The organism is Marinomonas sp. (genome assembly GCF_965225885.1).
In the GTDB taxonomy this organism is placed as follows: Bacteria; Pseudomonadota; Gammaproteobacteria; order Pseudomonadales; family Marinomonadaceae; genus Marinomonas.
In genome coordinates this window covers 2,294,479-2,308,808 of record NZ_OZ245329.1, presented here as the reverse complement: position 1 = coordinate 2,308,808, position 14,330 = coordinate 2,294,479, and the positions used below count along the sequence as shown (strand labels likewise).

The following is a 14,330-nucleotide window of genomic DNA, read 5'->3' as shown; positions in this document are numbered from 1 at the left end:
AATACTGGTTTAGCAGGACGATTTTTATCGTAAGGCATAGATTGTTCACTCGGTGGGAGATAGATCATCAAACAATGACTCTGAAACTCCATAAAGTCGCGCAACTTCGTCGCGTCGAACTGACTTCATCGGGATCTCAAGCACAGAAGGTAACGACTACTAATCACCAAGTCCCTTCCCCTTTTTCTTCCAAGGAGAAGGCGGAGGATAGGGCTAATCTACTCTTTGTTTCCATTCAAAAAATGATGCCCTGCGGAAACAACATGTACAAAAATTAAAGAGGAAAGAACCGAGTGAAAAAGAGGAAATGATTATTTTGTTAATATAGGTATACTTATTTTCAAGAAACCAAACAAAGGAGCTTGGTATGTTGATTGACACGAAAAAAATCGCAGAACTGCCATTCGATGGGCAAATTGAATTAATGGAAGCCGTAATGAGTGCATTGGCTCAGAACCAAGCTGAATTTGACTCACCTAAATGGCACCTGCAAGAATTAGAAGCTCGCACACATGAGCTTAACGAAACTGAAAAATGGCGTAGTTTTGAAGAGGTACGAGAAAGGCTTAAATCTTGATATTTAACATTTTCTTTACGCCATCGGCCGAAAATGATTTGCTAAATGCAAAACGATTTTATGCAAAAACAAATGAGGCACTTGGTCAATACTGTGTTGATAGTTTGATGTTAGACATTGAAAGGTTACGATTTTTCGCAGGTATTAACCCTAACATTAATGGCAGATTCCGAGTGCTTTCACGCAGCTTTCCTTTTTCAATCTACTACCAAGTTATAGACGATCAAGTCTTGATTTTAGCCGCATTAGATAATCGCCAGAATCCCAAAAGCATTGAACATAGACTTACCAATAGTTAAATCCAATACCGTAGGCCAGATGAGAAGCATAGATTGGTTTTGTTGATGTGCGAAAGGATATTTTGGAATGACTCTGAAACGCCATAAAGTCGCGCAACTTCGTCGCGTCGAACTGACTTATTCAAGACAAAGACCGTAGGTCTGATGAGACGAGGAACGAGGCGTAATCTGACGATGGAAGCGAAGCTTTCATAATCCGCAGAATCCATCAGCACGTCGCTTGTGCCTTGTGAATAGCTAATAAGAAACTAAACAGATATACAGTCTATTTTTACGGTTGGTTTGTGTAAATAATAATCATAATTTAACCCGCTTGCACTGGTAGCGAATCAGAAAGTCTTTTAGTATCAACGAATAAGATTATCACCAGCGGAAATAACCCGCTGTGCATAAAAGACATAACCCGCAAGCTCGGATTTCCAGTGATGAAAAGTGTGGATAACACATAAAATCGATATAAACACCGTACTTTGCAAAGGTTTTTATCCGTTTTTAAAACTGTGTAGATGCGCATGCGGACTATTAAAATGTTAGCACCAAGGAGGAAGTGTGAAAGTAATATCATTAAGTAAAGATTCCGAACATCATTTTTCTAAAGAAACATGCGAGTCGCTTATTTTCTTGAAAGGCCTTGGAATTGAAGGTGACGCACATTGTGGTGTTACTGTGAAACATCGCTCTCGTGTAAAGGCAGACCCAACGCAGCCCAACTTACGGCAAGTCCACTTAGTTCATTCTGAGTTAATATCAGAACTTAAAAACTCCGGGTTCAACGTAGATGCTGGGACTATCGGGGAAAACGTTTTTACCGAAGGTGTAGACTTATTGTCACTACCTAGAGATACATTGATCAGCCTCGGTTCACAAGTTGTATTGAAGGTTACCGGTTTAAGGAATCCGTGTGCTCAGCTTGATAATTACCAGTCAGGTCTAACGAAGGCCGTTCTAGATCGAGATGAAGATGGCAGTTTGGTTCGTAAAGCTGGAATAATGGCAGTAGTTGATGAAGGCGGAATTGTAAAAGTTGGAGATAGTATTTCGCTAAAGATGCCTCCAGAGCCACACATAGCACTTGAGCGAGTATAGTGCTAACAATCACAGGCAACCGCGCCAATGCTGTAAGCGTTGAACACTTAACATCAGGGATCTTAATATGAATACAAGTGAATTGTTGGCTCATATAAAATCAGAGGTAGCTCATGCAGCTCTCTCGAAAAGTAAAGATGCAGTTAACATGTATCTTGTAATCAAGTACGCCGATCAGCTTAAACACATTGATCCCGTTGAATTTGCTAGCGCCATTGGGCGTAATGATAGTTACGCAACTGAGTTCAGAAAGGGCCTAAAAGTGGCTCAAGTTATCGCAGAGAGGGGTTTTTAGATCGCTGTATGGAAAGTGTTATAACACACATCGCTCCGGCCACAAACAGCGTGGCTTCCACTTAGTTAACAAGCCACCTATCTCTGTAACCCAGTAAAATCAAGGAATTGGCTTTATCACTCACGCTAGCGTTACATTCCCCCCCCCAACAACAATCACTGTACTGATCTAGGTTCGAGTCTATCAAGCAGTTTGATATTTCCACACCCTACTTTACTGGAAGCAGCCATTATGGGCATGTATCAAAAAACCATCACTCTGACTGACCAGCAGGATAAGTGGGTAACTGTCATAACAATTGGCTGCATAGCGACAATTTCTGCTTTGCTGCTCCAAGATTGCGCGTTTGCGCCTTTAAGCGTTACGGCTATGTTTAACATCATCAGCAAGCCAAACTTTAATTAATGATTGATAGGGCATATCAAGCTTATTAGCTTCTATTTTGATGCTCTCTAATAAGCCTTCTGGAAGTCTGAGCGATATGGTTTTTGTTGACGGTTTTAAATTTGACATTGAGACAGATTGAGCATTTTTCCAGTCAATGTAATCACTGGAGTCATGAATTTCCCAAAATTCTCTTTCTTCAGCTTCAGTCTTAAAATTAGGTATTTTTTTAGTTTTACTCATAAATCTTCCTCTCTTTCCGGTGCATGTCACGAGCTGAAATAACACGTATTAAAGTCTCAGCAGAGCGAAGGGTAAAAGTAATATGCAGCAGCCTTGTTTCATTTGTCTTTCCGAGCGCATGATAACGTTCTTCACCTTGGCTATGTTTAGGGTCTGCCAAAATCAACAAAGGCTGGTTGAAAAACACTTGTTCAGCCTCAAAGCGGCTAACAGAATGCTTTTCAACACTTTTTCTTTCATTTCCAGCGTCCCAGTCAAAACCGGTAACTTGTTTCCAATTAATCATTTATGTATATTGCCATCATATACATTAAAGTCAAGTGCTAGCAAAGCAGCTATCTTTAGAAGCTAATCAAACTAAGGATTAGCCTTATAACCCAAGCAAATTGGTGTGATATTGCCACACCCTACTTTACTGGAAGCACCCATTATGAGCATGTATCAAAAAACCATCACTCTGACTGAACAGCAGGATAAGTAGAGAAAGTAAGCCTATTGATATAGCAGTTATCAAAGCTGTTGGCCGTAAACAAACGAAGACTGAGTAGTTAGACTGACCTTCTGGATTAACGAATCACACTTTTCATATCAAGGGCTAAAAAACTAGATATAAGGGATAAATATATAACTTGTTATGCATGCAATTCTTCTTTCTTACCCACCACCAAAGGCTTTACCAGTTTCGCTTCTTCTTGATAGCGGTTTCGTGTATCCCAAAGATCGACGGCGTGCTGTATGTTTAACCAAAATTCAGGTGTATTGCCAAAGGCGGCCGCTAGTTTTATTGCGATTGGAGCGGTTAACACACCACCGTTAATAAGACTACTTACTGTATTACGATGCACGCCCATGGCTTCTGCCAGTGCTTTGGAGGTAATGTTCATCAGTTCAAGAAACTCAATTTTAAGAATTTCACCAACGCTAACTGGGCGACGTTTTGTTTTACGCATTTGTTGGTACCTCAATATTTGTGTGGGTCAAGGTAGGTGTTTAGAGCACTCACTTTTATACTTCACACTCGTAAAACGCTGGAATGCCAAGCACAAAAAAGTAAGCTAAAACACCTCTAAGCGGTGCATTATGCTCTTCAATCAAGTAAGAAGGTGGAGCACTATGTCTGAAGCAAATCTGAAGTGCGCTTGTGGAACCACTAAAGACTTAAATAATCGACTCGTTATTTTTTCGCTTTATAAGCTGATCTACCAACCACTGCGGATCATCCAGCGGTAAGTCATGCCCTGCTTTGGGATGTTCAATCAGTGGTAAATTCCACTTGTCAGCGATTCGACGCGAGGCGCTGCTATTGACTAGATGATCATGAGTGCTCGCGAGCAGTAAAAGTCGCTCTGTGTGAGGCAGAGTTGTCACTTCAAAACTCGCTGCGGCCCACAGTTGGCGTACAAAATTAAAAAGCGATGGAGAAGCATCCTTCGCCCATTTTACCCATTGCAGTTCCAAGGCTTGTGGGTTTGGCTGCATGTTGCTGGTTAACAAACGAACTTGATGTTCTAGCTGCTTTTTAGATATGAGTGACGAAAACAAAAGCCGCAGCATGGCGTTTAAGCGCATGCGTTGCCAAGGAAGACTGCAGCCTTTCATGCTGGAGTTAATGACATAAGCAAAGGAAATGTCGTTCGGATAGCGACATAGCCAGTCAATGGCAACCATCCCACCCATTGATAAGCCAACCAAATGTATTGGGCCTGTCACGGTTTGTTCCCGTAACCATAAGCGATAATAATCCGTCGCTTGGGCAATGCTAGTCGGACTTGTTAAATGCACTAATGAGCCATTGCCCGGTAAATCGGGAGTGAGAACGCGATGAGTTGGAAGCGCTTGCTGCAAGTTTGTTGGGAAGCCTCCCCAATGACGCTGGTCGCGCCCTAGCCCTCTTAGTAAAAGCCAAGTTGTGCTTTTATCTTCCGCTTTCATCGTCTCAGTCATTTTGATACCAGTGTCGTAAGGCCGCTTTATGCATTCGCTGCCTTTTTGAGCCTTTGGGCACCCATTGATCTGCATTCGCACTGGCTCGCCAAAGCATTTCAATAAGAAACAGATTCTCCCGCAAAACGCGTTTCACTCGATGTGGTTTGATCGGGTGAAACATCCCTAAAAAGGATCGTAACTGTAACGGGTTTTTCTTTACCCAGCGCCAGGATCCTAGCTCCAAAGTAATCGGCAGTAACGTTTGCTGACGCGAATTCGCATTGAGATACAGATAATCCCATAGATCACCATGGCAAAGATAATGGTGAGATTGTGGTTCAAGCAAATAACGATGATGAGGATGACAACGCTTTAAGAGCTTTTTTAGAGCATAATAATCTGCAATATGAGGCACAGGTTGACGAGAACCAGCCATGGGAAACCAAAGTCGGTCATGAGAGCCAAAGCCGGAATGCACATCCAGCGCCATGACCATTGGACTTTGCTGACAAAGCCTTTCTACCAAATCGCATAATGCCTGAGACTCCACCTCTAAAGGCTTCCCTAAAGCGCCACGAAACCAAGGCAGACGACGTGTCATACGCTGCCCTCCAAAAGGCCAAGTAATAGGATCTAAGGCATTCATTGGCGCATTTCGCATCAGATCTACACCATTACCATTGCCACGGTTTTGATGAATCATGCCCACTGGGTTTAATACTGGTAAACAGACAATCCGCACACTTTCCAATGCGGTTTGCAGTTGTTGATCCCACGTTAGTCGATGCAGCAAAGAATTAAGAAAGGCCAATACGACCTGTGAACCGATACGCTCAACGCCATGCACACCGCCCACCAGCAAAAAAGTGGGCACATTCAGACGTTCGCTACCAATAAAAACCGCATCAACAGGAAATTGACGTGGTCCATCTGTAATCTGAGCAAGCGTTTCATGATGCACGCGAGGAATATCAAAGCGCAACAAGCGCTGTAGCTCTGCCAATTCAGGTAACTTGCTTTGCATGCGTTCCTACTTTCAGCCTATCTTCATAGACAGTAAAAGAAAATAATGGCAATCACATGACAGCAGAAAAAATATACTTAATAATCACAGACCTTCTGAGCCTTTTCTGCCTAGATTAATAAGAGAAAACCGATAACAAGAAAACCGATAACACTTGCTTGAAGTAATAAACATCAGGCATGCTGTCGCACGCTGAGTCCACCGTCTATAATCAAACAGCTTGCTGTCATAAAAGGACATTCATCTGAAATCATAAACACGGCCGCATTAGCAATTTCTTCCGGTGTTGCTATGCGTCCTTGTGGATGAAGCGCCAGTGTTTCGGCTCGTGCTTTTTCTGGGTCATCATGACCTTCCCACCAATCATGCACTTTTTGTGTCGCAACGTAACCTGGAGCAATTGCGTTGACTCGTACCCCATTGGCAGCATATTCCAACGCCAATGATTTAGTCAGTCCCAATAGCGCATGCTTTACCACAGGATAGGGGAAGGTTTCTGGTACAATGGTAAAGGAATGAGTGGAAGCAATGTTAAGAATAACACCATGATTGCCTTCAATCATACCTGGCAACACAGCCCGTGCACATGACCATGCCCCTTCAAGATTGATAGCAAAGGCTCGCCGCCATTCCTCATCCGAAGTGGCCAGAGGTTTGTGGAATACATTTACACCCGCATTATTAACCAACCCATCGAATGTACGGCCGGCACTTTTACTGGCTTGGGTAAAAATAGCCGTAATAAGAGCTGAATCCGCAATATCCGCCTTGGCTGTTAATACCAATCCGCCTTTTTCTCGTTGTAGCTCTTCGGCAAAATTCGCCAGCCCTTCGCCATCAAGATCAATTAAAAATAAGTCGGCCCCTTCAGCTCGGTAAGCTTCGGCAATCGCTCGACCAATACCTTGTGCAGCGCCTGTCACTGCAATAAATCGCCCTGCTAATCGTTCTGTCATATTACCACTCCGCCACACTGCCATCTTCATGACGCCACAAGGGGTTACGCCAGCGATGTCCCGTTTTAGCAGCTTCAATCACCACTGCCTCATTAATTTCTATGCCAAGCCCCGGCCCTGTGGGAATAGTCACCATACCATCGGCATACTTAAACACTGTTGGGTCAACCAAATAATCCAGTAAATCATGTCCCGCACTGTTATAATGAATGCCAAGAGACTGCTCCTGAATAAAGGCATTATAACTAACGGCATCAACCTGAAGGCATGCGGCCAGTGCAATAGGTCCCAGCGGGCAGTGAGGCGCAAAAGCCACATCATAGGCTTCCGCCATAGCTGCAATTTTACGACATTCGGTAATCCCACCGGCGTGACTGAGATCAGGCTGAATAATATCAACCGCTCGACTTTCAAACACCTTCCTAAAATCCCAACGTGAATATAGCCGTTCGCCTAGAGCAATGGGGGTTGATGTACCGCGAGTAACTTCGCCAATGGCATCAATATGCTCAGATAGAAGCGGTTCTTCAATAAACATAAGCCGGAAAGGTTCTAATGCCTGAATCAGAGATTTCGCCATTGGCCTATGCACCCGACCATGAAAATCGACCCCTATACCAATGTGTGGACCAACCGCCTGACGTACAGCATCTATTGTTTCCACCACACGATCTATTTTTGCATAACTATCGACTATTTGGAGTTCTTCACTACCATTCATTTTTAGTGCAGTAAATCCTCGCTCGACCGATTCTTTCGCAGCAGCAGCAACATCCATAGGACGATCACCACCAACCCAGGAATAAACCTTGATTCGATCACGACACGGGCCACCAAGAAGTTGGTGTATTGGCTGTCCATAAGCACGGCCTTTGATATCCCACAGAGCCTGATCTATACCAGAGATGGCACTCATTAAAATAGGACCTCCACGATAGAATGCTCCTCGGTACATCACAGACCAAATATCTTCAATGCACATAGGGTCTTTGCCTATCAAATAGTCAGCCATCTCGTTAACCGCTGTTTCAACCGTATGTGCACGACCCTCAACAACAGGTTCTCCCCAACCACTTATGCCTTCATCCGTTTCAATTTTTAAAAACAACCAGCGTGGCGGTACAATATAGGTTTTAATTGCTGTAATTTTCAAATCATAGTACTCCAAAAATTGTTTAGATTACCGAGCCACCAAAAGGTGTTCTGGTCGCATCATTAAAGTTCCAGTTAAAATATCTCCATAAGCAAGCGGAGTTAGAGCTTTTGCATTATCTGAATAAGCCTTACCTGGTAAATGACTCATAGGTTCAAAGGCAAAAAATTCGTCGCCCGATACGGGACGGTAGAGTTGCAATACATCCATGCCTGACGACACCGAGATATCCATGGCTAAAGACCTTTCCGCCCAAACAATGCGGGCATTTCCTTGCCAGCTATCAAAAGCATTATTTATCCATTGATTAGGAAGATAAGCACCCGTTTGAAAGTCATAAGGGGGCGATATAATCTCAGCTACATCAGGTAAATGATCCTCTCCTTCTCGCCACATTCTCTGGGCTGAAAAAGTCAGCTTTGTCTGTGGCGTGAGAGGGAAAAAGGGATGCCAACCAATACCAAATGGCATTGTTTCCGCCCCCATATTTCTTACACTTAATGTCATAGACAGTGCTTCGTCAGTTAATGTAAATCGCTGCCTAGCCTCAAAACGATGCGGTAGTCTGTGTCCGTCATACTGCAAAACCAGTTCAACAAAATGAGCGCCCTGCTCAGCTACAGACCAGTCTGCCAGCCAACCCTCTCCATGAATATGAAGAGGGTCCGACAACGTATTGGCGCTAACTGGAAACACTTTACCGGCAAAATTAAGTTGATTACCTGGCACTCGATTACAGATAGGTACCATAGGAAAACAAGCGGACACACCCGCAGCAGAATGGTTCTGCACTGGCTGCAACAGCGTTTCGCCATCGTATACAAAACTCAGCACAGATCCACCGCAACGAGCTATACGCAGTACAAGTTTTCCTGCCTCAAGTTGCAAAACAGTCGTCATTAGCTTGTCCTTATTTTCTTAAACACGCGCCCCATTTGAACGGCGTAAGTTATCAAGCAGAACCGCAAATAACAGAATGGTTCCACGCACAACATATTGATAAAAGGCTTGAATATTCATCAGATTCATCACATTTTCAGCTATGCCTAAAATAAGCACACCAATAATGACGCCTGTCATAGTGGCCCGTCCTCCAGCGAGTGACACGCCCCCAAGAACACAAGCAGAGATAGCCGAAAGCTCAAGACCTGTGGCTGCATTTGGCTGTCCAGAGGTAATACGCGAGGCCAACAAAATACCAGCAATGGCGCAGACGGCACCTTGTAGAGTGAAAATCATAATACGAGTCCAATCTACCTTAACTCCTGCAAGTCTTGCGGCGTCTGGGTTGCCACCAATAGCGAGGGTATTACGACCAAAAACAGTCCGGTTTAAAATCACACCAAAAACAATAAAAGCGATCACTAAAATAATAATGGGTGTGGGTACGCCAAACACACTGGATAAGGCAATATTGTAGAAATCGGGATCTTTAACGCCAACCGAGCGACCATTAGACGACAATAACGAGAAGCCACGCACTATTTGCATCATGGCAAGTGTTGTTATCAAAGCATTGATTTTAAATTTAGCGATGACCACACCATTAACCAATCCCACTATTGAACCAGCAACAAGAGCCGCTAATATACCCAGTGGAATAGAACCAGTGTCATTAGTAACGATCACGGCGATCATGCCTGAAAAAGCCACGTTAGAACCAACGGAAAGATCAAAATCACGGATTGATAAACAAAACATCATAGTACAAGCAACCAGCCCCATAGTGACTACCGACTGGAGCAGACCAATAGCATTACGTTCACTGAGAAAATTTGGTACAAAAATAGAAACGATGAGCAAGGCGGTCACAAAAATCACTAGCAACCCCTGCTCGCCAAGCAATATTTTTTTAAATGTATTCAGCATGTTAATTCCTACCTCAAATGGCTTCTTTACTGTTGTGACCATCTGGCAATGCCGCAGCCAAAAGAACTGTCTCGTTAAATTGATCACGATTAAATGTGGCACTAATTCTCGACTGGCACATGACCACTACTCGGTCACAAATCCCCATCACCTCTGGTAACTCACTCGACACAATCAAAATTGTCATGCCCTGTTCGGCCAACTCATAAAGAATGTTGTATATTTCGGATTTGGCGCCAATATCAATACCACGCGTAGGTTCATCCATAATCAACACTCGAATGCCACTCTCAGCCAACCAACGACCAAGAATGACTTTTTGTTGATTTCCGCCAGATAAATTGACTATATCTTGTTGACGAGACGGGGTACGCACACGCAGTCGCGTAATCTGTTCGTCTGCTGTATCAGCCTCCCGTTGCAAACGTAATATTCCACCTCTTGACCAAAGTCGACGAGCAGAGATATTGATATTCTCTTCCAATGAGCGACCATTCAAAATGCCATCCTGCTTGCGATCTTCGGAACAAAAAGCAATACCTGATCGAATAGAAAGATGTGGATTGGTTCGACCCATACTTTCCCCATCCAGTGTTACCGTGCCAGCGCTCGCCAAATCGGCACCAAAAATAAGGCGCATTAACTCAGAGCGACCAGCGCCTATAAGCCCAAAGAAACCGAGAATTTCGCCTTTTTTGGCACTAAAGGCCGCGGGATAAGGTAAAGTTGAGCCAGTCAACCCCTCTACGGTCAGTCTTTCTTTACCTAATTCACGAGCTCGCCAATTCCAAATATCAGTTAGATCACGCCCAACCATCTCTGCGACTACTTGATCACGCGTTATTGTTGCCAATGAATTGTGATGAGCTGCCAGCTTGCCATCACGCAATATTGTCATGCTGTCACAAAGCTCGAATATTTCATCCATACGATGAGACACATAAAGGATTACAGTCCCTTTCATTTTTAACCGATTTATCATCTGAAATAGCACTTTACTTTCATGTGCTGATAAGGAAGATGTGGGTTCATCAAGCGCAATAACTTTAGCATCGCCCATGGCAGCCTTGGCTATTTCCACCATTTGTCGTGCACCTAATGGCAGTTCCGAAACCTTAGTATGTGCATTAACCTCGATACCATGAAAATCGAGTAAGGACTGAACTTCTGCAAACATAGTTTTACGGGAGACAAACCCTGCTTGATTAGGAAAATGACCGAGACATAGGTTTTCAGCAACTGTTAAATTTGGTACCAACTGCAACTCCTGATGGATTACAACAACCCCCTTATCAGAAGCCCCCTTAACCGAGGTGAAGTTCTGAGCCTCACCATCAATCATTATTTCCCCTGAATCCGCTCTTAGGTCGCCAGAAAGAATCTTGATTAAGGTTGACTTACCCGCTCCGTTTTCTCCCATTAGGCCGTGCACGGCACCTTTTCGCACACCAAAGCTCACCTCTTCCAATGCCACTACACCTGGATAAGTCTTGGTAATTTGGCTGTACTCAAAAAAATGGTTCATTATGATTATTACCTTGAAATCTATTCAGCATTCAATTGTGGGGAAGGAAGAGCTATATTCTTCCATTACCCACATTTAGCACTCTAAACTAAGATAAAAAGTGTTCGACTGATTCGCCGACAAATTGAATTTATTTGATGCCCAAACTAGCAAGCACTTGCTTGTAGTCAGCTCGCGTCGCCAATGAACCACTTGTAAACGTCAACATTGGAGGCGTTTTATCTTTAGCGACCCAGTTGTACATATTCATTGTGGTTTCATATCCATGACGCAAAGGAGAGATAACGACGGTACCAAAAAAGCCAGTAGCATCTGGTTTCTCGAATTCATTAATAGCAGAGTCCGCACCACCAATGCCAACACCTATAAAATCAGCAGAAGCAATGCCCACACTTTCAGCAGCGCGAACCGCACCCAATACGGCTTCATCATTTAGACCAAAAGCGACCCAATGTTTAATCGCAGGATGTTGGTTAATAACATAGGTAGACACATTCAATGCGGCCTCAGTATCTGTGCGAATCTGTGGCGCATCAAAAATCATCTTGGCAGGAAAGCCGGCACTTTTTAAACTTTCAATAGCACCGTCAACACGATCAACCGCGGTAGGAAGTTGGTCATAAGAAATACGCAACGCACCCACTTGCGCCATATTCCAGCCACGCGCCTTGACTTCAGCAGCAATAGCCTTACCAACATCATTACCAATCTTACGAGCAGAAATCCCCATGTGAGGTACACTATCAATCGGCTTACCATCTGAATCTATCAAGCGATCATCTACTGTCATCACTTTCAGACCCGCAGCTTTAGATCGAGCGACAATTGCAGGACCAAGATTAACGTCAGGCGTACAAACCACAAAACCTTCTGCCCCTTGAGCCGATAAATTACCAATGGCTGCCATCAATTGCTCACCATCAGAGGCCCCTATCTTAACCACTTCAAAACCCGCTTCTGCAGCGGCTTTATCTGCAAATTTCCATTCATCCTGAAACCAAGATGCTTCCGGTTGCTTAACGATATAACCTATCTTGATTTTTTCCGCAGCAGAAGCTGAAGAAACCATCCCACCCATTAGCATACTCACGCCTGTGGCAAGAACGACCGTTTTCAAAATGCTCATATTTTTACTCCAAATATTATTATTTTTTTCATTCGTGAAACTATCCTATATTATTGGTAATACCAGATCAATACTCTGGTATTATAAATAAATCTTGTGATCTTATTTTTTGATACTTGTTTTTTCTTCTTGTGCTAAAATCACTGAAATTTAGGCGGTTGGCATAGGCTTTACCCAATCCTCTATGTTAATAAACGGTATGTTTAGAAACATGTACTTTATAACCATGCACTTAAAAAGGAATGAAATGGCAGCTAACGATCAGAAACGTCCACGGGTGCGTGGCGATATTCAAGCAAGCATTGCTCGCTCCATTGCGAAAGGAGAATTTGCCGCAGGTGAAAACTTGCCACCAGAAGCAGAATTAGCCCAAAAATTTGGCGTATCACGCACGGCATTACGTGAAGCTATTAAAGGCCTTGAAGCTAAGTTTATGGTTAAGTCTCGTCCCCGAGTAGGTACCTCTGTATTACCGCAAGAAGAATGGGCCATACTGGATCAAGATGTACTAAGCTGGATAGCAGATCTACTAAACGTGAATATCTTTATTGAAGCAGTATTAGAGGCGCGACGAGCTATTGAACCTGCCGCAGCTGTGCTGGCTTGTCGTCGTGCAAACCTGACAGATCTTTCCCGCATTGAAAACGCTCTAAATGCCATGTCTGCCGCGACGGGTAATCCTGATGCATTCACCGACGCGGACCTTGCTTTTCATGAAGCACTATTAATGGCTAGTCATAACCCTGTTTTTGCCCAGTTTGTACACTCAGTGCGTGCCGGGCTCAATCTAATGCTACTAGCCTCCAATAAATCAGTAGAAGACTATTCCAGAACCATTGCTAGCCATAAAATACTCCTTGATGCATTGACCATGCGCGACGAAAAAGCAGCCCAAAATGCTAGCCTTACCCTGCTAGCACACGCTAACGAAGATTTAAAACGGAAGAACAAAACATAAATATTGTTGGTTGCATTTTACACAACCGCCTGTGACACTTTAAAAATTACAAGGAATGCAATTAGTCCCGCTGTTTTAGCATTTTTAACAACAAAACAAGGACTTCTGCCTGCACAGTCTTGATGAAGCAAAACTATGCCGCCACGCGGTTTTTTTGTATGTCGAACCTGTTAGATTTATCCACTGACCATTCGTCCGTGTTTTCCATTTATTTTATAAAACACTGCTAAACTCTGAATGATTCTCTTCAATCAAGTAAGAAGGCGGAACACTATGTCTGACATAAATTTAAAATGCGCTTGCGGAACCGTTCAAGGAAAAGTCTCTTCTAGCAGCTCAAAAATTGGCACTAGGATTACGTGTTGCTGCAACGACTGCCAAGCCTTTGCTCATTATCTGGGACAAGATGAGAGTGTTTTAGATCAGTACGGTGGAACGGATATATTGCAAATACCGGTGTCTTTTCTCACGATAAGCGAAGGAAAAACAGAAATTGCCTGCGTCAGACTTAGTTCTAAAGGCATGTATCGTTGGTATGCAAAGTGCTGTAACACGCCAATTGGTAATACATTTAGCGCTGGTGGGCCATTTATTGGGGTTATTCATAGCTTCTTAGATAACGCGAAAACACGTGACGCTGATTTGGGAAAAAGCAGAGGCCACGTTCTTACTAAGTTTGCTATAACGCCAGTCCTCGAGAACCTTAAAGCTTCTTCGTTAAGCATTAACCTTACAATGATAACCAAAATTCTGTCATGGAAATTAAAAGGTCTAAGCAAGCCCTCTGAGTTTTTCAATAATGACGGAAAGCCAATATGCGAACCTCAAGTCCTAGAACAAAAGCATCCGAAGATTTAACCTACAAGAAGTATTTTTTTCCATACATGATTGGCTACTTGATTCTGAAAA

At 43.4% G+C, this 14,330-nt stretch carries 17 protein-coding genes; 6 read left to right on the top strand and 11 right to left on the bottom strand.

The window, feature by feature from the left end; all coding sequences use genetic code 11:
• Positions 1-367 precede the first annotated feature (367 nt).
• From ACO05V_RS10905 to ACO05V_RS10890, 4 genes are all read left to right on the top strand, one after another.
• On the top strand, positions 368-577 hold the full coding sequence (locus ACO05V_RS10905; RefSeq protein ID WP_421850947.1) for an addiction module protein: 210 nt from the start codon (positions 368-370) through the stop codon (positions 575-577).
• Positions 574-876 (top strand): type II toxin-antitoxin system RelE/ParE family toxin, encoded by a 303-nt coding sequence (locus ACO05V_RS10900; RefSeq protein WP_421850944.1) that lies wholly within the window; start codon positions 574-576, stop codon positions 874-876. The genes ACO05V_RS10905 and ACO05V_RS10900 overlap by 4 nt, the downstream gene beginning before the upstream one ends.
• Positions 877-1,425: 549 nt before the next feature.
• Positions 1,426-1,962 (top strand): MOSC domain-containing protein, encoded by a 537-nt coding sequence (locus ACO05V_RS10895; protein ID WP_421850941.1) that lies wholly within the window; start codon positions 1,426-1,428, stop codon positions 1,960-1,962.
• Between the two features lie 67 nt (positions 1,963-2,029).
• On the top strand, positions 2,030-2,257 hold the full coding sequence (locus tag ACO05V_RS10890) for an HTH-like domain-containing protein (RefSeq protein WP_421850938.1): 228 nt from the start codon (positions 2,030-2,032) through the stop codon (positions 2,255-2,257).
• 354 nt (positions 2,258-2,611) lie between these two features.
• Here ACO05V_RS10890 and ACO05V_RS10885 read toward each other — a convergent pair whose 3' ends face one another.
• The 11 genes from ACO05V_RS10885 to ACO05V_RS10835 form a co-directional block, all read right to left on the bottom strand.
• Entirely contained in the window at positions 2,612-2,884 is a 273-nt protein-coding gene (locus ACO05V_RS10885; protein ID WP_421850935.1) for a BrnA antitoxin family protein, read from the bottom strand.
• Positions 2,877-3,170 (bottom strand): BrnT family toxin, encoded by a 294-nt coding sequence (locus ACO05V_RS10880; RefSeq protein WP_421850932.1) that lies wholly within the window; start codon positions 3,168-3,170, stop codon positions 2,877-2,879. Before ACO05V_RS10880 ends, ACO05V_RS10885 begins: the two co-directional genes overlap by 8 nt.
• A 346-nt stretch (positions 3,171-3,516) precedes the next feature.
• Positions 3,517-3,834 carry a HigA family addiction module antitoxin gene (locus tag ACO05V_RS10875; RefSeq protein ID WP_421850929.1) on the bottom strand — a complete coding sequence of 106 codons (318 nt, stop codon included), beginning with the start codon at positions 3,832-3,834 and terminating at the stop codon, positions 3,517-3,519.
• A gap of 208 nt (positions 3,835-4,042) precedes the next feature.
• Positions 4,043-4,828 (bottom strand): alpha/beta fold hydrolase, encoded by a 786-nt coding sequence (locus ACO05V_RS10870; RefSeq protein ID WP_421850926.1) that lies wholly within the window; start codon positions 4,826-4,828, stop codon positions 4,043-4,045.
• On the bottom strand, positions 4,821-5,834 hold the full coding sequence (locus ACO05V_RS10865) for a DUF2817 domain-containing protein (protein WP_421850923.1): 1,014 nt from the start codon (positions 5,832-5,834) through the stop codon (positions 4,821-4,823). Before ACO05V_RS10865 ends, ACO05V_RS10870 begins: the two co-directional genes overlap by 8 nt.
• 173 nt (positions 5,835-6,007) lie before the next feature.
• Positions 6,008-6,790, bottom strand: a complete 783-nt coding sequence (locus ACO05V_RS10860) for an SDR family oxidoreductase (protein ID WP_421850920.1) — start codon at positions 6,788-6,790, stop codon at positions 6,008-6,010.
• Position 6,791: 1 nt separating this feature from the next.
• Entirely contained in the window at positions 6,792-7,943 is a 1,152-nt protein-coding gene (gene dgoD, locus ACO05V_RS10855; RefSeq protein WP_421850917.1) for a galactonate dehydratase, read from the bottom strand.
• 27 nt (positions 7,944-7,970) lie between these two features.
• Positions 7,971-8,843 (bottom strand): aldose 1-epimerase, encoded by an 873-nt coding sequence (locus ACO05V_RS10850; protein ID WP_421850915.1) that lies wholly within the window; start codon positions 8,841-8,843, stop codon positions 7,971-7,973.
• Positions 8,844-8,861: 18 nt separating this feature from the next.
• Entirely contained in the window at positions 8,862-9,812 is a 951-nt protein-coding gene (gene araH, locus ACO05V_RS10845) for an L-arabinose ABC transporter permease AraH (RefSeq protein WP_421850912.1), read from the bottom strand.
• 13 nt (positions 9,813-9,825) lie between these two features.
• Complete coding sequence (gene araG / locus ACO05V_RS10840; RefSeq protein WP_421850909.1) at positions 9,826-11,337, bottom strand: L-arabinose ABC transporter ATP-binding protein AraG; 1,512 nt, start codon at positions 11,335-11,337, stop codon at positions 9,826-9,828.
• 130 nt (positions 11,338-11,467) lie between these two features.
• Positions 11,468-12,463, bottom strand: coding sequence for an arabinose ABC transporter substrate-binding protein (locus ACO05V_RS10835; RefSeq protein WP_421850906.1), 996 nt, complete (start codon positions 12,461-12,463; stop codon positions 11,468-11,470).
• A 247-nt stretch (positions 12,464-12,710) separates the two neighbouring features.
• Here ACO05V_RS10835 and ACO05V_RS10830 point away from each other — a divergent pair, with 247 nt between their 5' ends.
• Positions 12,711-13,421 (top strand): FadR/GntR family transcriptional regulator, encoded by a 711-nt coding sequence (locus ACO05V_RS10830; RefSeq protein ID WP_421850903.1) that lies wholly within the window; start codon positions 12,711-12,713, stop codon positions 13,419-13,421.
• A gap of 273 nt (positions 13,422-13,694) precedes the next feature.
• Complete coding sequence (locus ACO05V_RS10825) at positions 13,695-14,279, top strand: DUF6151 family protein (protein ID WP_421850900.1); 585 nt, start codon at positions 13,695-13,697, stop codon at positions 14,277-14,279.
• Positions 14,280-14,330: the final 51 nt, after the last annotated feature.

Coding starts and splice junctions, on each gene's coding strand:
- ACO05V_RS10905 (WP_421850947.1), top strand. CDS start 368: ATGTTGATTGACACGAAAAAAATCGCAGAACTGCCATTCGATGGGCAA.
- ACO05V_RS10890 (WP_421850938.1), top strand. CDS start 2,030: ATGAATACAAGTGAATTGTTGGCTCATATAAAATCAGAGGTAGCTCAT.
- ACO05V_RS10885 (WP_421850935.1), bottom strand. CDS start 2,884: ATGAGTAAAACTAAAAAAATACCTAATTTTAAGACTGAAGCTGAAGAA.
- ACO05V_RS10880 (WP_421850932.1), bottom strand. CDS start 3,170: ATGATTAATTGGAAACAAGTTACCGGTTTTGACTGGGACGCTGGAAAT.
- ACO05V_RS10875 (WP_421850929.1), bottom strand. CDS start 3,834: ATGCGTAAAACAAAACGTCGCCCAGTTAGCGTTGGTGAAATTCTTAAA.
- ACO05V_RS10870 (WP_421850926.1), bottom strand. CDS start 4,828: ATGACTGAGACGATGAAAGCGGAAGATAAAAGCACAACTTGGCTTTTA.
- ACO05V_RS10865 (WP_421850923.1), bottom strand. CDS start 5,834: ATGCAAAGCAAGTTACCTGAATTGGCAGAGCTACAGCGCTTGTTGCGC.
- ACO05V_RS10860 (WP_421850920.1), bottom strand. CDS start 6,790: ATGACAGAACGATTAGCAGGGCGATTTATTGCAGTGACAGGCGCTGCA.
- ACO05V_RS10850 (WP_421850915.1), bottom strand. CDS start 8,843: ATGACGACTGTTTTGCAACTTGAGGCAGGAAAACTTGTACTGCGTATA.
- araH (WP_421850912.1), bottom strand. CDS start 9,812: ATGCTGAATACATTTAAAAAAATATTGCTTGGCGAGCAGGGGTTGCTA.
- araG (WP_421850909.1), bottom strand. CDS start 11,337: ATGAACCATTTTTTTGAGTACAGCCAAATTACCAAGACTTATCCAGGT.
- ACO05V_RS10835 (WP_421850906.1), bottom strand. CDS start 12,463: ATGAGCATTTTGAAAACGGTCGTTCTTGCCACAGGCGTGAGTATGCTA.
- ACO05V_RS10830 (WP_421850903.1), top strand. CDS start 12,711: ATGGCAGCTAACGATCAGAAACGTCCACGGGTGCGTGGCGATATTCAA.
- ACO05V_RS10825 (WP_421850900.1), top strand. CDS start 13,695: ATGTCTGACATAAATTTAAAATGCGCTTGCGGAACCGTTCAAGGAAAA.